At 69.2% G+C, this 18,352-nt stretch carries 13 protein-coding genes; 5 read left to right on the plus strand and 8 right to left on the minus strand.

Annotated elements, in window-relative coordinates; all coding sequences use genetic code 11:
* The 3 genes from V7778_RS20250 to V7778_RS20260 form a co-directional block, all read right to left on the minus strand.
* The coding region (locus V7778_RS20250; protein WP_335558567.1) for a tetratricopeptide repeat protein at window positions 1-1,205 on the minus strand (1,205 nt) is incomplete at its 3' end.
* Between the two features lie 368 nt (window positions 1,206-1,573).
* The gene (locus V7778_RS20255) at window positions 1,574-2,221 is read right to left on the minus strand and encodes a 3'-5' exonuclease (RefSeq protein WP_335558569.1); all 648 of its coding nucleotides are present in this window, start codon (window positions 2,219-2,221) and stop codon (window positions 1,574-1,576) included.
* A 20-nt stretch (window positions 2,222-2,241) separates the two neighbouring features.
* Window positions 2,242-3,519 (minus strand): Hsp70 family protein, encoded by a 1,278-nt coding sequence (locus V7778_RS20260; protein WP_335558571.1) that lies wholly within the window; start codon window positions 3,517-3,519, stop codon window positions 2,242-2,244.
* A gap of 139 nt (window positions 3,520-3,658) precedes the next feature.
* On the opposite strand from V7778_RS20260, the gene V7778_RS20265 reads away from it, so the two are divergent.
* The 4 genes from V7778_RS20265 to cphA (V7778_RS20280) all read left to right on the plus strand — a co-directional run bounded on the left by V7778_RS20265 (window position 3,659) and on the right by cphA (V7778_RS20280) (window position 8,708).
* The gene (locus V7778_RS20265; RefSeq protein WP_335558573.1) at window positions 3,659-4,168 is read left to right on the plus strand and encodes a DUF2244 domain-containing protein; all 510 of its coding nucleotides are present in this window, start codon (window positions 3,659-3,661) and stop codon (window positions 4,166-4,168) included.
* A 165-nt stretch (window positions 4,169-4,333) separates the two neighbouring features.
* Window positions 4,334-5,245, plus strand: a complete 912-nt coding sequence (locus V7778_RS20270; RefSeq protein ID WP_335558574.1) for an isoaspartyl peptidase/L-asparaginase — start codon at window positions 4,334-4,336, stop codon at window positions 5,243-5,245.
* Complete coding sequence (locus V7778_RS20275; RefSeq protein ID WP_335558576.1) at window positions 5,242-6,123, plus strand: cyanophycinase; 882 nt, start codon at window positions 5,242-5,244, stop codon at window positions 6,121-6,123. The genes V7778_RS20270 and V7778_RS20275 overlap by 4 nt, the downstream gene beginning before the upstream one ends.
* Window positions 6,120-8,708, plus strand: a complete 2,589-nt coding sequence (cphA, locus tag V7778_RS20280; protein ID WP_335558577.1) for a cyanophycin synthetase — start codon at window positions 6,120-6,122, stop codon at window positions 8,706-8,708. The genes V7778_RS20275 and cphA (V7778_RS20280) overlap by 4 nt, the downstream gene beginning before the upstream one ends.
* Window positions 8,709-8,775: 67 nt before the next feature.
* On the opposite strand, the gene cphA (V7778_RS20285) is transcribed toward cphA (V7778_RS20280), so the two are convergent.
* The 5 genes from cphA (V7778_RS20285) to V7778_RS20310 all read right to left on the minus strand — a co-directional run bounded on the left by cphA (V7778_RS20285) (window position 8,776) and on the right by V7778_RS20310 (window position 15,800).
* The gene (gene cphA, locus V7778_RS20285) at window positions 8,776-11,406 is read right to left on the minus strand and encodes a cyanophycin synthetase (RefSeq protein ID WP_335558579.1); all 2,631 of its coding nucleotides are present in this window, start codon (window positions 11,404-11,406) and stop codon (window positions 8,776-8,778) included.
* Between the two features lie 89 nt (window positions 11,407-11,495).
* A complete protein-coding gene (locus V7778_RS20290; protein WP_335558581.1) occupies window positions 11,496-12,950 on the minus strand; it encodes an iron-containing redox enzyme family protein in 1,455 nt (484 codons plus the stop codon).
* Window positions 12,951-13,105: 155 nt separating this feature from the next.
* Window positions 13,106-13,324 (minus strand): hypothetical protein, encoded by a 219-nt coding sequence (locus V7778_RS20295; RefSeq protein WP_335558655.1) that lies wholly within the window; start codon window positions 13,322-13,324, stop codon window positions 13,106-13,108.
* A gap of 340 nt (window positions 13,325-13,664) precedes the next feature.
* Window positions 13,665-14,282: an isochorismatase family protein gene (locus V7778_RS20305; RefSeq protein WP_335558583.1), complete on the minus strand. Its 618-nt coding sequence runs from the start codon at window positions 14,280-14,282 to the stop codon at window positions 13,665-13,667.
* Window positions 14,283-14,396: 114 nt separating this feature from the next.
* A complete protein-coding gene (locus V7778_RS20310) occupies window positions 14,397-15,800 on the minus strand; it encodes an amino acid permease (protein ID WP_335558585.1) in 1,404 nt (467 codons plus the stop codon).
* Window positions 15,801-16,238: 438 nt separating this feature from the next.
* Here V7778_RS20310 and V7778_RS20315 point away from each other — a divergent pair, with 438 nt between their 5' ends.
* Complete coding sequence (locus tag V7778_RS20315; RefSeq protein ID WP_335558587.1) at window positions 16,239-18,245, plus strand: diguanylate cyclase; 2,007 nt, start codon at window positions 16,239-16,241, stop codon at window positions 18,243-18,245.
* Window positions 18,246-18,352: the final 107 nt, after the last annotated feature.

Consider the following 18,352-nt stretch of genomic DNA (forward strand, 5'->3'; position numbering starts at 1 on the left):
ATGCCCGCCAGGTTGTACTGGGCCAGCGCATGGCCCTGGTCGGCCGCCTGGCCGTACCAGTAGGCGGCCAGCATGTCGTCGCGCGCCACGCCTTCGCCGCGCGCGTACAGCGCCCCCAGGTTGTTCTGGGCGCCGGCATCGCCCTGCTGGGCCGCGCGCCGGTACCACTCGGCGGCGCGCACCAGGTCCTGGCGCACGCCCTGGCCGCCCGCATACAGCAGGCCCAGCGCGAACTGGGCATTGGCCGCGCCCTGCTCCGCCGCGCGCAGGTAGTAGGCCAGCGCGCGCGGCTGGTCGCGCACCGCGGCCGCCGAACCTCGGCCGTCGCGGCCGCCGGCCGACAGGATGCGCCCGGCCCGGTACTGGGCCTGGGCATGGCCGAGGTCGGCCGCCCGTTCGAACCAGGACAGGGCGCGCTCGCGGTCGCGCGCCGACGCGCCGCCGGCCGACAACAGCGCGCCCAGCGCAAACTGGGCGTCGCGGTCGCCCTGGTGAGCGGCGCGTTCGAGCCAGTGGCGGGCGCAGACCGGGTCGGCGCGCACGCCCTCCCCGTCGGCATAGGCCAGGCCCAGGTGGCGCTGGGCCACCGGATTGCCGGCCGCCGCCGCGTGGCGGAACCAGTACAGGGCTTGCGAGGGGCTGGGGGCGATGCCGTGCCCGCGCTCGTACATCAGGGCCAGGTGGAGCTGGGCATGAGGAAAGCCCTGCAGCGCCGCCTTGCGGAACCACGCCATGGCCAGCGGATAGCTGACCGCGGCGCCCAGCCCATGCAGGTAGCATTCGCCCAGGTAGCTCTGGGCGCGCGCCATGCCTTGCTCGGCCGCGCGCCAGAACCAGCCGAGCGCGCACTCGTGCGACTGGCGCACCCCGCGCCCACGCCGGTACAGCAGGCCCAGGTTGTACTGGGCCGAGCGGTCGCCCTGCTCGGCGGCGCGGCGGAACCACACCGCGGCCAGCTCGTCGCTGCGCGGCAGCCCGCGGCCGTTGTAGTACAGCGCGCCGAGCTGGCTCTGGGCGTAGGCCAGGCCTTGCTGGGCGGCGCGCATCATCAGGAGCGCGCCACGCTCGTCGTCGCGCTCGACGGACTTGCCGCGCAGGGTCAGCAGCGCCAGGTTGAACTGGGCGTAGGGGTTGCCGTTCAGCGCGGCGCGGTGGAACCAGAGGTAGGTGTCATCGCCCTCGCGGGCGGCATTCTCGCGGCTCATCCAGGTCCCCTTTGCGGTGTCGTCGGTATCGGCAGGGCGGCCAGGATCCGGGGCCGCGGCGGTAGCGCCGGCCCGCGCAAGCAAGGCCATCCACTTGCTAAAATTGTAAGTAGACTGGGGTGGCCGGGGTTTGCGTGGGCACAATCGTGCAGGGTACGGCCCGCACGATCCGAGGGGACGACGACGGACCTTGGGAAGCACTGATTCATTCGTGGCGGCGGCTTCGGCCACGAGAAAATGCACCCGGCGGCGTTGCAAATCCTCGCGACACCACGGGGTATCGCTCCGGTTGGTGCGCGGGCGGCGAGGCCTTGCCGGGCGCATTGTTCGTGACCGGTTCCTGCGCGCCGGAATAAATCCGTGCTGCCCTAGAGCGCGGCGCGCTCGCGCACGGTGGCGGCGTATTTGTCGAGGAAGACGGGGATCTTGGCGGCCGCGACCTTGTTGATCGAGACCAGCAGGTCCGGGGCAACCTGCTCCAGGCCGCAGGTGCGGCCCAGGTGGCGCGCAGCGTGCAGCAGCACTTCGGCGGCCACCTCGGCGTCGGCCTCGGCCCGGTGGGCGGTGCCGCGGAAAACGATGCCGAGCTGGCGCGAGAGCTGGCCCAGCTTGTAGCTCATCAGGCCTGGATACAGGCGGCGCGAGAGCTTGAGCGAGCACACCAGCGCGGCGTGCGAGGTGGCGCGGCCCAGGCGCGCGCCTTCGGCTTTCAGGAATTTCTCGTCGAAGCTGGCATTGTGGGCGGACAGCACGTCGCCGCCGATGAAATCCAGCAGTTCGGGCACCACCTGGCGCGCGGGCGGCGCACTGTCGACCATCTCCTGGGTGATCCCGGTCAGGGCGGTGATGAAGGACGGGATGCGCACCCCGCAGTTCACCAGCGAGACATAGCGCTCGGTGATCTCGCCGCCGACGATGCGCAGCGCCGCCACCTCGGTGATGCGGTCGCCCATGTCGGGAGACAGGCCGGTGGTCTCGAAGTCCAGCATCACGATCGGACGCTCATACATACTCATGTTGGTTCCCTCAATCTCTGCTATGCGAACTTGCGCCTGGCGTCCAGGGCCAGGCCGGCCCCGATGCTGCCGAACAGGTCGCCCTCGACCCGGCGCGCGTCCGGCACCAGGGCGCCGATGCGTTCGCGCAGCAGGCCGACGCCGCTCGAACCACCGGTAAAGAATACCGTGTCGACATCCTCCGGACCGATCCCGGCCTCGGCGAACAGCGCGTTCACGGTGGCGCCCACGCTGTCGACCAGCTGGCCGATGGCGCCTTCGAACTGGCTGCGCAAGACCAGCAAGTCCTCCGGCGGCGACAGGCGCCCGAGCTCCAGGCGCACCTGCTCGGCGCTCGACAGCCCGATCTTGGCGGCCTCGACCTGGATCGCCAGCCAGTGGCCGGCGCGGTCCTCGATCAGGTTCTGCAGGCGCGCAATCTTCTTGGGCTCGGCCGCGTCGCGCGCCAGGTCGGCCAGCTGGGCCTGGCTCTTGCGGGTGTAGGCCTGGTTGATCGTGTGCCAGGTGGCCAGGTTGAAGTAATAGCTCGAGGGGATGGCCGCGCCCGAGAGCAGACTGCTGCCATAGCCCAGCAGCGGCATCACGGCGGCGAGGCTCAGGTACTTGTCGAAATCGGTGCCGCCGATGTGCACGCCGCCGTTGGCCAGGATGTCTTCGCGGCGGTCGAGGCGGCCGGCGCGTTGCGGCCCCAGGCGCACCAGGGAAAAGTCCGAGGTGCCGCCGCCGATGTCGGCGATCAGGACCAGCTCCTCGCGCTCGATGCCGGCCTCGTAGTCGAAGGCGGCGGCGATCGGCTCATACTGGAAGCTGACCTCGCGGAAGCCCACCGAACGGGCGACCTCGGCCAGCGTGCCCTCGGCCAGGCGGTCGGCGTCCGGATCGCCGTCGATGAAGAACACCGGACGGCCGAACACGGCCTGCTCGAATGGACGGCCGGCCTGCTGCTCGGCGCGGCGCTTGACCTCGCCGATGAACTGGGCCAGCAGGGAACGGAAAGGCAGCGCGCGGCCCGCGACCTCGGTCTGGCCGTCGATCAAGCTGGTGCCGAGCAGGCTCTTGAGCGAACGCATCAGGCGGCCTTCATAGCCTTCCAGGTATTCGGCCAGGGCCGCGCGTCCATAGCTGACCCGCTCGTCGTCGGCATTGAAGAACACTACGGACGGCAAGGTCGGCTTGCCGTCCTCGAGCGTGAGCAGGGAAGCGGCCGCGGAATGCCGGGCGCCGAGGCCGGCATCCGGCCGTAGCCAGCCGACGGTGGAATTGGACGTGCCGAAGTCAACGCCGCAAGCGTGCGTCATACAAACCTTTGCATGGGAGGGGGCGATATCGTACCAGATTACCGGCCCCTTGTATCCGCCCGCGCCGCGCCTGTCGCTCGCGCCCGACAGCGGCAATGGCGTTATGATGAAGCGTGTCGATTCGACCACGGAGGGGGAGATGGATGCACCAGGCGCCGGTTTGCCCGTGTCCGCCGGCGCAGGCGCGCCCGCGGCCGGAGGCCGCGAATGGCTCATGAAGCGTAACTGTTCCCTGACCCCGCGCCAGGCGCTGCTGGTCTACGCCCTGCTGAGCGCAGCCACGCTCGGCATCGCACTCGTCTTTACGCTGCGCGGCGCCTGGATGGTGCTGGCCTTCGCCCTGCTCGAAAGCGCCGCGGTCGGCGCCGCCCTGACCTATTACGCCCGCCACGCTCTCGACCAGGAACGCCTGCGCCTCGACGACGGCTGTCTGCTGGTACAGCGCCGCGACGGCGTGCGCAGCAGCGAGCTGCGCCTCGATCCCCACCACACCCGCGTCACCCTGGCCGACCTCGGCATGCGTACCCTGGTCGTGCTCGAGGCGCGCGACCAGCGCGCGGAAGTCGGCCGCTTCCTGGTTCCGGCCGCCCGCCACCAGCTGGCGACCGAGCTGCGCCAGGCGCTGCGGCCCGGCTCGCTGCTCGCCTGAGCCCGCGAGTCGTCGGCAAGATCAATTCCCTGTAAGCACCCTCTTACATGCACACGGCGGGGCAACCGATATGGTGCGCCGGGCGCGCCTTGCATAATTTGCATCAACAGGCGTGGCCACGATCTGGCCGCCCTCATAACAAGAATGCAGAGGAAGAAAGACAACATGAGTCAGACCAAACAAGCCGGCGCCGTCGTGGTGCACGGCGGCGCCGGCGCATCCTGCGACCACGAGGATGCCTGCGTGCTGGCGGCGCGGCGCGCCCTGGCGCAACTCGAAGTCAACGGCGACGCGCTCGACGCCGCCATTACCGCGGTCGCCGCGATGGAAGACGACGGCCGCCTGAATGCCGGCAGCGGCTCGGTGCTGGGCCTGGACGGCGCCACCATCGAAATGGACGCTTCGATCATGGACACCCGGGGACGCCTGGGCGCCGTGGCCTGTGTCCAGGACGTCAGGAATCCCGTCCTGCTGGCCCGCGCCATCGCCGACACCCCGCACTGGATGCTGGCCGGCGAAGGCGCCCAGCGCTTCGCGCGCGCCATCGGGCTGCCGGCAAGCCGCCCGGTGACCGAACGCCAGCGCGCCGAGCACCGCAAGCTGATGGCCCAGATGGCCGGCTCGGTGCCGGCCATGCCGGGCGTCGACAACGCGGTGTTCGCGCGCATCTGGAACTACAACAAACCCCTGGACCTGCCCGAAGCCACCGCCTGCGATACCGTGGGCGCCGTGGTGCGCGGGGCTGACGGCCATTTCGCCGTCGCCACCTCGACCGGCGGCTCGGCGCCGGCACTGCTGGGCCGCGTCGGCGACAGCCCGATCATCGGCAGCGGCTTCTACGCCGGGCCGCATGGCGCGATCTGCGCCACCGGCATCGGCGAGCACATCGTGCGCCACCTGCTGGCGCGCACCGTCTACGACTGGATCGCCGCCGGCATGCCGCTGGCCCAGGCCCTCCAGCGCGGAATCGACCTGTTCGACAAGGACGTGGCGGTGGGGCTGATCGCGGTCAGCCGCAATGATGCCGGCGCCTGCAGCAACCGCGCCATGCCCCAGGCAAGGATGACCCAGCGATGACGGATACGCCAGCACCGCGTTCCAACGGCCACCTCGTCATCATCGGCGGCCACGAGGACCGCAAGCACGACAAGGAAATCCTGTCGCGCTTTGTGGAACTGTCCGGCGGCCCAGGGGCCAACATCGTGGTCATCACCGCTGCCAGCCGGATCGCCGACAAGATGTGGGACATGTACGACGAGGCCTTCGGCGACCTGGGCGTGACCCGCCACAGCCACCTGGAACTGAACAGCCGCCAGGACGCCAACAGCCCCGAGTTCGTGCGCCAGGCGGCCGAGGCCGACGGCATCTTCATGACCGGCGGGGATCAGCGCCGCCTGCTGGCCCTGATCGGCGGCACCGCGCTCGACGCCGAGATGCACGTGGCGCTCAAGATGCGCGGCGCCGTCATCGGCGGCACCAGCGCCGGCGCTTCGGCCATGTCCGGCCACATGCTGGCCCAGGGCCGGGCCGACCTGCTGCCCGAGAAGGGCTCGGTCAGCCTGGGCGCCGGCCTGGGCTTCCTGCACCGGGTCGTCATCGACCAGCACTTCTCGGAACGCCAGCGCCTTTCGCGTCTGCTCAGCGTCGTGGCGCAGAACCCCTACCTGCAGGGGATCGGCATCGACGAGGACACCGCGCTGGTGATCGAACGCGGGGTCGGCATCGAGGTGCTCGGCGAAGGCGCCGTCACCATCGTCGACGGCCGCACCATGACCACCAACGTGGCCGACATCGCCGACCGCGACATCCCCGAACTGATCGATGTCCGCCTGCACCTGCTGCCGGCCGGCAGCAGCTACCGCTTGCCGGACAGCGGCGCGGCCGAGGCCAAGAGCCTGCCGCCGTCGCTGCTGGACTTCCTGGAAAACGTCACTAAACGGACCCCGATTTCATGAGAATCAAGGAAAAACGCGTGCTGCGCGGCCCCAACCTGTATGCCGCCCACCCCTGCCTGATGGCAGTGGTCGAGGAAGGCGACGGACCCAAACAAGGCTTCGCCGCGCGCCTGCTCGAACTGCTCCCTGCCTTCCCCGCCGAAGCCGCCGTGCGCCTGACCGACGATGCCTTGTGCATCGACGCCCTCGAGCCGGTCGTCATGGAGCTGCAGCGCCTCGCCGGCGCGCCCGGCCCCTCCAGCCTCACCCTGCCTACGCGCGGCGCGGCCGCCTGCCGCCGCGTGGTATGCGGCTATGCCATCGAACAGGTGGCTTTGGCCGCCCTGCAAGCCGGCGCGGACCTGCTGGACGCGGTCGCCGAAGGCCGCCCCTACGGCCTGGACGACGCGCTGGCCGAGCTGCGCGACCTGGCCGAGCGCCATGCGATCGGCACCAGTACCGGCGCGGTGCTGGCGGCCGCCCAACGCCGCGGCATCCCTGCCCTGCGCCTGACGGACGAGGCCAACCTGTTCCAGCTCGGCTGGGGCAGCCGCCAGCAGCGGCTGCAGGCCACGATCACCGGCGCGACCAACTCGATCGCGGTCGGCATCGCCAGCGACAAGCAGCTGACCAAGACCCTGCTCGAGCAGGCCGGGGTGCCGGTGCCGGGCGGCGACACGGTCACCAGCCTGGAACAGGCCCAGCGCGTGGCGCGCCGCCTGCACGGCCCCGTCACGGTCAAGCCGCTCGACGCCAACCAGGGCAAGGGCGTCACCGTCGACTGCCGCACGCCTGAAGACGTGGCGCGCGCCTATGAGCACGCGCGCCGCTACAGCCGCCACGTGATCGTCGAGGATTATCTCGAAGGGCGCGACTACCGTGTCCTGGTCACCGGCGGCAAGATCGCCGCCGCTTCCTGGCGCCGCCCGCCCTGCGTCACCGGCGACGGCCGCTCCAGCATCCGCGAACTGGTGGAACTGGAGAACCGCAATCCCGCGCGCGGGGACGGCCACACCAACATCCTGACCAGGATCCCGCTTGACGCCCTGGCGCTGGAGACCCTGGCCAAGCAGGGCTACGACACCGACACGGTGCTGCCCGAGGGCGCCCACGCCGACCTGCGCGGCAACGCCAACCTGTCGACCGGCGGCACCGCCGAAGACGTCACCGACCTGCTGCCCGAGGAGACCCGCGAGATCTGCATCAGGGCAGCGCGCACCATCGGGCTGGACGTGGCCGGCATCGACATCATCTGCCGCGACATCGCGCAACCGCTGCGCGAGCAGCAAGGCGGCATCATCGAAGTCAACGCGGCGCCCGGCATCCGCATGCACCAGTACCCGAGCCGCGGCACGCCGCGCGACGCCGGCGACGCCATCGTCGAGGCGCTGTTCGGCCAGGACGACGGCCGTATTCCCGTGGTGGCGGTCACCGGCACCAACGGCAAGACCACCACCAGCCTCCTGATCGGCCACACCGTGCGCGGCGCCGGCCTGCGCGACGGCGTGACCACCACCAACGGCGTCTACGTGCGCGGCGAACTGCTGCGCGAAGGCGACTGCACCGGCTACCATTCGGCGCGCAGCGTGCTGTCGGCACCGGACGTCGACTTCGCGGTGCTGGAGACCGCGCGTGGCGGCATCCTCAAGCGCGGCCTGGCCTTCGACCGCTGCGACGTCGCCGTGGTGCTGAACGTCTCGGCCGACCACCTGGGCCTGGACGGCATCGACACCATCGAAGACCTGGCCAGGGTGAAGGCCGTGATCGCGAAGCAGGCCAAGCGCGCGGTGGTGCTGAATGCCGAGGACAACTGGTGCGTGAAGATGGCGGACGAATTGGACGCCGCGGTCGAGGTGATCTACTTCGCCCTCGACGCCGAAGACCCGGTGCTGCTGCGCCACGTCGAGCACGGCGGACGCGCAGTCTACCTCCAGGATTCGACCATGGTGCTGGCCAACGGCGCGCGCCACGAGGCCCTGCTGGACGTGCGCGACATGCCGGTGTCGCTCGAGGGCCGGGCGCGCTACAACATCGCCAATGCGATGGCCGCCGCCGCCGCCCTCACGGCCACCGGCTTCGGCATCGAAGAGATCGCGGACGGCCTGCGCAGCTTCGTCTCGGACAGCAAGCATAATCCGCTGCGCGCCAACCTGTTCGACGTCGACGGCGTGACCGTGATCGTCGACTACGCCCACAATCCGGCGGCCTACGCGGCCCTGGCCGAGACGGCGCGCGCCATGACGCCGGGGCGCCTGGTCGGCGTGGTGGCAGCGCCCGGCGACCGGCGCGACGCCGACCTGGTCGACGTGGGGCGCACCTGCGCGGCGGGCTTCGACGAGCTGGTGATCTACGAGACCGAGAACCGCGGCCGTGCGGACGGCGAGACCGCCGCGCTGCTGGCGCGCGGGGCAAGGCTGGGACGGGTCGACCAGGAAAGCATGCGCATCGAACTGGACGTGCACCGCGCGATCCGCCTCGGCCTGTCGCTGTGCCAGCCCGGCGACGTGCTGGTGTTCGGTTGCGGGTCGTCGATCTCGGAGTTGACGGAGGCGCTCAGGCCGACCAGGCCGGACCTGGCGCAGCGGATCGAAGCCGCGGCGATCTAGAAAGAACGAGGGCTCCATATGGAGCCCTTTTTTGTAGGGTGGGCGGCTTTGCCGCCGACGCTACGGATTACACTTGCGCGGCAATGAGATCGGCGCTTTCCGGATCGTTCACGCGGATCGCGTCGATGAAGACCTGCAGCGAGGAACCGCAGGCGAACACCAGCACATCCCCCGGCCGGCACAGCGACAAGCCCAGGCGGATGGCATTCCCCACCTCGATCTCGCGGTGCAAGGTGTCGCTCATGCCGACCACGTCCTGCGCCCCTTCCAGGATCAGGTCCACCGCCTCGCCCACCGGGCGGCCGCGGCTCTGCGATTCGTACACCACCAGTTCGTCGAAACGCTCGCCGCACACCTCGCCGATCTCGTGCAGGTCGGTGTCGCGGCGGTCGCCCGGCGCGGTGACGATGCCCACCAGCTGGCCCGGCAGCATGGCGCGCGCCATCTCGGCAATGCCGGCATAGGCCGCCGCATTGTGCGCGTAATCGACGATCACGGTCACGCCGCGCACGTCGAACATATTGGTGCGCAGCGGATTGGTGCGGCCGTTGGATTCGAAGGTCGACAGGCCGGTGGCGATCTGCATGTTGCTCAGTCCCGAGGCCATCAGGGCCCCGGCCGCAGCCAGGCTGTTCGCGATGTTGAAGCGCGCCTGGCCGCCGAAAGCGACCGGCATGCTCTCCACCTTCACCAGGGCCTGGTGGCGGGTGCCGTCGGCGACCACCAGGGCGCCGTCCTGCAGGTAGACGCCGCGACCGCCGTCCTCCAGGTGCTTGAGCAGCACCGGGTTCTCGGCATCCATCGAGAAGAACACGATCTCGGTGCCCGGCTTGACGCGGCGCGCCATCGCCACGCACAGGGCGTCCTCGGCGTTGAGCACCGCCGCCTTCGAGGCCGACAGCGCCACCACCGCCTTGACCTGGGCCAGGTCTTCGATGGTGTCGACGCCGTCCAGGCCGAGGTGGTCCGGCGCCACGTTCAGCACCACGCCGACATCGCAGCGGTCGAAGGCCAGGCCGCGCTTGAGCAGGCCGCCGCGGGCCGTTTCCAGCACCGCGAACTCGACGTCGGGCGCCGACAGCACCGTGCGCGCCGACCAGTAGCCGGTGCAGTCGCCCTTGACGATCTGCCTGCCGTCGATGAACACGCCTTCGGTGGTGGTCACGCCCGTCACCAGGCCGGCCATGCGCGCAGTGTGGGCGATCAGCAAGGTGGTGGTGGTCTTGCCGTTGGTGCCGGTCACCGCCACCAGCGGGATGCGCCCATTCGAGTCGCCCATCAGGCCCTGGACGATGGCGTCGCCCGCGTTGCGCGGCGTGCCGCTGGAGGGGTACTCGTGCATGCGGATGCCTGGCGCCGCGTTGACCTCGATGACCGCGCCGCGCTGGGCCGCGAGCGGCTCGGCGATGTCGAGGCAAACGATGTCGATCCCGGCCACGTCCAGCCCGATCTTGGCCGCCGCACGCACGCACAGGGCGCGTGTCGATTCGGGCAGCAGGTCGGTCACGTCCTCGGCGGTGCCTCCGGTGGACAGGTTGGCATTGCCGCGCAAAACGGCCGTCACCCCGGCCGGCAGCACCGAGTCGACCGTGTAGCCCTGGCGCGCCAGCATGTCGGCCGCGTGTTCGTCGAGCGCGATCCGGGTCAGGATGTTGCTGTGGCCGGCGCCGCGCGCCGGGTTGCGGTTCTCGATCTCGACCAGCTCGCGCACCGTCAGCTTGCCGTCGCCCACCACGTGTGCCGGGCGGCGGCAGGAGGCGGCGGCGACTTTCCCGCCCGCCACCAGCACGCGGTAGTCGCGGCCCTCGACGTGGCGCTCGACGATGATCTTGCGGCCGTACTCGCGCGCGAACTCGAAGGCGCGCGCCACGTCGTCCGGGGTGCGGCAGTCGACGCTGACGCCCTTGCCCTGGTTGGCGTCGAGCGGCTTGACGGTGACCGGCGCCTTCAGGCGCGCGGCCACCCGCTGGGCCGCCGCCAGGGTGGTCACGGTGTCGCCCTCGGGCACGGGCACGCCCGCTTCCTTGAGCAAGACCTTGGTCAGCTGCTTGTCGCTGGCGATCTTGGCCGCGATGAAGCTGGTGTCGCCGGTGGTGGTGGCGCGCAGGCGCTTCTGCTTGACGCCCCAGCCGAGCAGGAACAGGTTGGCGTCCTCGGTGATGCGCTGGACCGGGATGCCGCGCTCATGGGCCGCCGCCAGCACCGAGGCGGTGCTGGTGCCGATGGCGTAGTGGGCGGCGATCTCGCGCAGCTCGTCCATGCGCGGCTCGACCTCGAAGGCGTCGCCGCGGGCCAGCGCCCCGACCAGGTCGACCGCCAGCTGGAAGGCCGGCTGGGCCAGCTTTTCGCAGGCGTAGGCGCAGACGATGCGGAACTGGCCGGGATGCCCGGCCACGGGACGGGTGCGGCCATAGCTGGCGGGCGCGCCGGCCTGGGTCTGGAGGTCGAGGGTCACGTGTTCGACCACCCGGCCGAGGTAGGTGCCTTCGCGCAGGCGCTGGGCGAAGCCGCCCGGCTGGCCGGTCGGCAGCAGCTGGCCGTGCAGCGAAGGGAGCGCTTCCAGCAGCGCCTCGTTAAAGCCGGGCAGATCGCGGGTCGAGCGGCCGTACAGGTCTTCCAGGTCGAGCACGGAGAGCAGGCAGGGGGAATCGGCGTGCACGTTGGGGCCACGCAGGAAACGTTGTTCGAGGATTTGCACCGGTAAGTCCTTGTCGTATCAAACCATATCAATCGTTCAACCGCAGAAAGGGCGCCCACAGGACGCCCTTCCCATGCAGCGGAAACGGCTCAGGCGTCGAACAGCTGCGTGTACATGCGGGTGGCCATCAGGCCAGCCGCGGTATGGTGTACCTCGGGCGACAGCAGCTTGGCCAGCAGGTCCATCGCATCCTGCTTGCCGCTGGCGGCTGCCACCTGCTGCTCCAGCAGGCGCAATTCGTTGTCCGGCTCTTCCAGGCGCGGGTGGCGCCGGATCAGGCCGCGCTCCGGGAAGGCGATGCCGCGCTCGGCATGCTGGCCCAGGGTGTCCAGGGTACGCTGGCGCGCGCGATGGGTCAGCACACGCCCAGCCGCCGCCGAGCCCTCGCCTCCCGGCGCGCTCATGATCCAGTCGCGCAGCACCTGTTGTTCGTAGGCGCTGAAGACGCCGAACATCTCGGCACGCTCGCCGTGCACCAGGCGCCAGAAGCGGCTGTGCTCGGGATCTTCGCCGCGCTTGATCCAGCCGGCCTTCTCGAGGGCGGCCAGGAAATCCGGAATGCGCGCCGGCTCGGCCAGCCAGTCGTTGACGGAGCGGCCGGCGACGCGGCAGTAATCCGAGTGCATGTTCTTGCCGACGCTGCTCTTCGCCGCCAGGATGTTCACTAGTTCGGCTTGCAGGTCGAATTCCGCGATCACCGAGGTGGTGCTCGCGCCCAGTTCGTTCAGGCGGTAGCCGTCCAGCACGCGGCGGTAGAAGGCGTCGCGGTCGCCCACGCGCGGCATCAGGTCGGCCAGGGCCTGCACCGCCTTGCGGGCGTGGCCAGTGGCCGCGTTATCGACCGTGACATGCAGGGTGAAGTAATAGGGATCGATGCCCAGCTCGTTCAGCTCGTAGGACGTGATGAGCAGGTGCAGCGGCAGCTGCTCGTAGCCGAGGTTGTAGCCGATGACTTCGGGCAGGAAGCGCTCGGCATGGTGGCCCAGCACGAGCTGGATCGCGCCCTGCAGGAAATGCTGGTCGTCCAGGCCTTCCCAGCCTTCGCAGCCGTGGGTGGCCAGCAGCTTGCGGTAGATGGTAACGTGGTTCTTGTCCGGCACGCCCTCGCCCAGCTCTTCCAGGTAGGTCTTGATCAGGGGATGGAAGGCCTGCTTGTCCCACTGGCGCAGCAGGCCGTAGAGCCAGGCGCCGTCGACCAGCTTGGTCGGGGCGACACCCTTGATGAAGTAGAGCGCATGGGCCCGGCAGCTGAAGTAGCGGCGCGGGGCGCCGGCCTTGCGCGCCGCCAGATATTCGCGGTACTGGGCGCCGACGGCGTCCGTGTGCTGCTCGACCCAGCCCGGCAGCTCGGCCACGGTGGACGGCAGGTCGGCCGGCAGGCCGGATGCGGCCGCGATCTGTTCACGCAGGAAGTCCTGGGCTTCGTCGGGCATCGATGCCGGTTCGGCATACAGCGAGAAATACACGTTCTTCGCGCGCTCTTCCGCGACCGTGCCTTGTGGGACGGCGCTGGATGGAGCCTCGGCTAACAGCATCTGGTTCATGTCGGATTCTGGTTGGTCTGGAGGACGATACGGACATTATCCGGACTGCTCTGTTGCACGAGAATCGGTAGGCGCGCTGCGAGGATGTAAGAAAGGGATTACAAAAAAATAACAAACTGTTATTCCCGGCATGTCCCTGCCCGGAGGCCCGGCGCTCAGCCGCCCTGCTGGTCCACGCCGCGCCGCGCCTCGCCGCCCTCGGGATCGCCCTTGGCGGCCGCTTCCTCTAACTGCCGAGCGTATTTGTCGACCGTCTGCGGCGGCAGCGGCGGGATGGTCGGATCGGCCAGCACGTCCAGCAGGAAGGACCGGCCGGCGCCCAGCGCCCTGCCCCATGCGGCGTTCCGCCAGCTCGGCGCGGCTCTCGCGCACATCTCGCTCGATGCGTTCGCGCCATGCGCGCTCGGTCTTGCGCCGCAGGAGCGGGATCAAGGCCCACAGGCTGGCGCGGGCGGCGCCGACCAGCTCGAGTTCCATCGGATAGCCCAGCCCCAGCATGCGGCCATCGATGTCGATCTGGACGCCGCGCGCCTGCCCTTCCGGCGGCAGGAATCCGGCATAGGGAAAGCGCGACCGCCCCATTGGGCCAGCCGTTCCGGCAGAAAATCGCCGACCGTCGCCATTCCGGCCTCCATCCATCAGTCATGCAGGGAAGCGGAACGCTAGAACCAAACAGGAGGCCGCACTGTGCGCCAGCGCGCACAAGCGCCGGGATTACAGCTGCGCGCCGAGCGACACGTCTGCGACCAGCTGGCCGCCCGACAAGCGCACCGGCACCGCGCCGCGCCGCAGCATGCGCGCCACCGCATGGTCGCCGTCGCCGGCGCGCACGTCCACCGCGCTGATGGCCTCGGGCACCAGCAGGACTTCGAAGCCCTCCTCGATGCCGTCGAGGACGGTATTCAGGACGCAGTAATCGGTGGCCAGGCCGCACACGGCCAGCCGCGAGACCCCGCGCCGGCGCAGCGCATCGCCCAGGCCGGTGCCGCTGAAGGCGGAGTAGGCGTCGGTATCGGCGCTGTCCGCTTTCGAGACCACGGTGGCGTCCTCGGGCACGCGCAGCGCCTCGGAGAAGCGCGCACCGTCGGAACCGGCGACGCAATGCGGCGGCCAGGGTCCGCCCTGGGCGGCGAAGGAACAATGGTCGTGAGGATGCCAGTCGCGCGAGGCATACACCGGCAGGCGGCGTACGCGGTACAGGTCGATGAGCGCGTTGATCGGCGCGATGACGCGGTCTCCATGGGGCACCGCGAGACTGCCGCCCGGCAGGAAATCGCGCTGCAGATCGACGATCAGGAGGGCGTCGGCCGGGCCGAGCACGATGGCGCTCATGGAAGGTCTCCGTGTGACCGGGGCGCGCCGGGATGGCGCGCCCACGGGCTCCAGCTTAACACGGCGCTGGGGCGGCGGCGCCTGCCGGGGAGCAGGCGCCGTGGGGCCAGGCGATCAGGCCTGGACCGCCGGGTGCAGCAGCGAACGCTTGCGCGCGTAGCCGAAGTACACCGCCAGGCCGATCAGCAGCCAGACGATGAAGGCGACCCAGGTGTGCCAGCTCAGGAAGGACATCAGGGTCAGGCAGAACACCACGGCCAGGGCCGGGATCACCGGCACGCCCGGGCAGCGGAAGGCGCGGTGCAGGTCCGGGCGGTTCTTGCGCAGGATGATGACGGCGACCGAGACCAGCGAGAAGGCGGCCAGGGTGCCGATGTTGACCAGCTCGGCAAGCACGCCCAGCGGCACGACCGCGGCGATCAGGCCGAAGATGATGCCGACCATCCAGGTGGCGAAGAACGGGGTGCCGTACTTCGGATGCACCTTCGACAGCTTCTTCGGCAGCAGGCCGTCGCGCGACATGGCGAACAGGATGCGGGTCTGGCCGTAGGCCATCACCAGGATCACGGTGCTCATGCCCAGGATCGCGGCCAGGTCCACGAAGCCGGCGACCCAGTTCTGGCCGGCCACCTGAAGGGCCAGCGAGACCGGGTGGTCGATGCCCTTGAAGTCCATGAACGGGACGATGCCGGTCATGATCGCCGCCACCGCCACGTACAGCACGGTGCAGACGGCCAGCGAACCGATGATGCCGATCGGGAGATCCTTGGACGGGTTCTTCACTTCCTCGGCGGCCGAGGTGACGGCGTCGAAGCCGATGAAGGCGAAGAACACCAGTGCGGCGGCGCTCATCACGCCACCCATGCCGAAAGGCATGAAGGGCTGCCAGTTATCCGGCTTGACGTAGTTGACGCCGACGAAGATGAACAGCAGCACGACGCCGGTCTTGATCAGCACCATGACGTTGTTCAGGCGGGCCGACTCGCGCACGCCCAGCGAGAGCAGGAAGGTCAGGACGATCATGATCACGAAGGCCGGGAGGTTGAACATGGAGTTCACGCCCGGGATCGCGCCCGGCGCGGCGCGCAGCGCTTCCGGCAGGACCACGCCGATGCCCTTGAGCAGCGACTGGAAATAGCCCGACCAGCCGACCGCCACGGTCGAGGTGGCCAGGCCGTATTCGAGCAGCAGGTCCCAGCCGATCATCCAGGCCACCAGTTCGCCCAGGGTGGCGTAGCTGTAGGTGTAGATCGAACCGGCGACCGGCACGGTGGAAGCGAACTCGGCGTAGCACAGCGCGGCGAAGGCGCAAGCCAGGGCGGCGATGACGAAGGAGAGGGTCAGCGCGGGTCCGGCGGTAACGGCGCCCGTGCCGGTGAGCACGAAGATACCGGTGCCGACAATGGCGCCGATGCCCATCAGGACGAGGTCGAAGGGACCCAGGACTTTCTTCAGTCCGCCAGGGGTGCGGCTGGCCGCCACCATGGTGTCAAGATTCTTGGTTCTGAAAAGACTCACTACATGTTCTCCAATCAAAAAATAGTTTGGTCCCGCGTCTTGTCCTTATTGCCATGCCGTAGGTCGTACGCCAAGGCTATGCGACATGCGTCGAATACGGCCGCATGCCTGACTCGAAACCGCATTTGCTGAGCCCGCTCCGATGCCGGTTTTTTTGCAGACGCGCCATTATCACCAGAATGTTGTAAGGAATCAAAGCAAAGTGATGAATAGACGCAAATTCCTTCGTCAAGACACCGGAGAAGTCGTTGCGTAAACATCTCCGGCCCGCTTGCGGCGCGTTCCGCGCTTGCTTTCCATATATCAACATCAGATAATGGAAGGATACAAATTCGCCTGTTCCGGCACGCCGGCGCCGCGGATTCCCACCCATTCACCTCGGCAGGCGCCCGGAAGCAGATGAAGATTCGACAGCCTAGGCACAGGGCTCCGCGTGCCTTGCATGCGTTGCATGTCCTGCGCCGGGCCGCCCCGTGCGGCTTGCTGGCGGCCAGCCTGGCCCTGCCCCTGCCGGCCTTCGCCGCCGGCGCGGATCCCGCCGAGCGGCTGCGCGAACTGGCCGCCCTGTCCGAACGCAGCAACACCAGGGCCCGCGCCGCCCTGCTGGGCGAAGCACAGGCCTTGAACGACAGCGCACCTTATGCGGTGCGCATCCAGTATCTGCGCCTGCTGCGCCGCGTCCAGAACGACGCCGGCCGCCTGCGCGACGCCTACGAGGTCAACGAGCGCATCATGCAGCTGGCCGAGGCCCAGCACGACCCGGTCAACATCGCGCTGGCCAGCCTGGTGCGCATCAACCGCCAGCTCGACAGCAACGACCCGGTCGCCGCCCTGGCCCTGCTGGAAACCCTGGATGCGCGCTACCGCGACCTCGGCAACCTGGAATTCGCGGCCAGCTTCGAGATCATCACCGGCATGGCCTACAACGCCATGGGCCAGTTCGACCGGGCCCTGCACCATTACCTGCGCGGTCTCGAGATCGTGCAGCGCAATCCCGGCCTGTGGAGCCCGCGTGAAGCCGACATCCGCCTGGCGCTGGCGCGCCTGTACGTGAATTCGGGCGACCCCGACAAGGCGCTCGAGACGACGCGCGAATTTCGCGCGGCCCACGCTTCCCTGCCGGCCCGCGTGGCCGCCTCGCTGCACTTCTTCGAAGGGCGCGCGCTGGTGGCCGGCAACCGCGTCGAGGAAGCCCTGCTCTCTTTCGAACAGGCGCTGCGTCCGGCGCGCGACAACGAGCTGCGTACCCTGGAAGCCAACATCCTCGGGAACATCGCCGACGCCTATCTCAAGCTGCACCGGTATGACGCGGCCGAACGCGCTTCGCGCCAGGCGCTGGCGCTGTCCCAGCAGATCGAAGAAACCACCAGCCTCCAAATGGCCAAGGCGAACCTGGGTTTCGCCCTGTTCGGCCAGGGCCGCGTGCACGAGGGCCTGGTCTACATCGACGAGGTCGGCGAAGCCCTGCGCGCGAAGGGCGCGATGGCGGCCGTGGCCAACCTCCTCGGCGAAAAATCGCAGGCGCTGGAAAAAGCCGGCTTGTACCGCGAGGCCCTGGCCACCACCCGCCGGCGCGAGGACATCCAGGCCGACCTTGCCCTCAACGACCGCAACAAGGCGATTTCGGCCCTGCAGGAACAGTTCAAGGCCAAGGAACGCGCGGTCCAGATCGACCGCCTGCGCCAGGAAAACGCCGTGAAGGACGCCGAGATCCGTAACCGCAGCCTGCGGCAGATGGTGGCCTGGCTGGCGGCCGCCCTCGGCCTGGTGCTGTCCGGCTTTGTCTTCTATTTGTACAAGAAGTCGGTGCGCACCAGCCGCCGCCTGGCCGAGCTCAACGAGGAACTGGCTTACCGCTCGGCGCACGATCCGCTCACGGGGCTGCACAACCGCCGCTCCTTCCAGGAGCGTATGCGCCACCGCGAGGGTGAGGAAGCGGCCCGCACGGACGCCGCCGATTGCTTCACCCTGCTCGACATCGACCATTTCAAGCGCATCAACGACCTGCACGGCCACGCGGCCGGCGACGCGGTGCTGGTCGAAGTGGGCCGGCGCCTGCGCCTCGCGGTACGCGAATCGGACATGGTGCTGCGCTGGGGCGGCGAGGAATTCCTGGTGTTCTCGCAGGGCGTGACGCCGGGCCAGCGCGCGCTTCTGGTGCAGCGCATCCTGCACACGATTGCTTCCACACCCGTCATCCTCGAGAACGGACTGGTGCTCGAGATCAGCGCCACCGCGGGCGCCGTCGCCCTGCCCTTGCGCGTCGGCGGCGCCGACGGCGACAGCGTCGGCTGGGAACAGGCCATCGCCCTGGCCGACCGCGCCCTCTACAAGGGCAAGGAAAGCGGCCGCAACCGCGGCTTCATCGTCGAGGGCATGCACACGAACACGGATGCGGCCGAGACGCTCGACCTGCACCTGGTGCTGCCGGGCCAGCCGGCCTAAGAGCGCCCAACAAAATCGTCACGGCTGCGTCGCGTCGTCTTGCCGTACAGCCGTGCTGGCTTCGACTCCGCGTCGCTTGGCAGCATCCCTTGCCCTGAAGCTTTTGT

It is taken from the genome of Massilia sp. DD77 (assembly GCF_036961685.1).
Classification (GTDB): domain Bacteria; phylum Pseudomonadota; class Gammaproteobacteria; order Burkholderiales; family Burkholderiaceae_D; genus Telluria.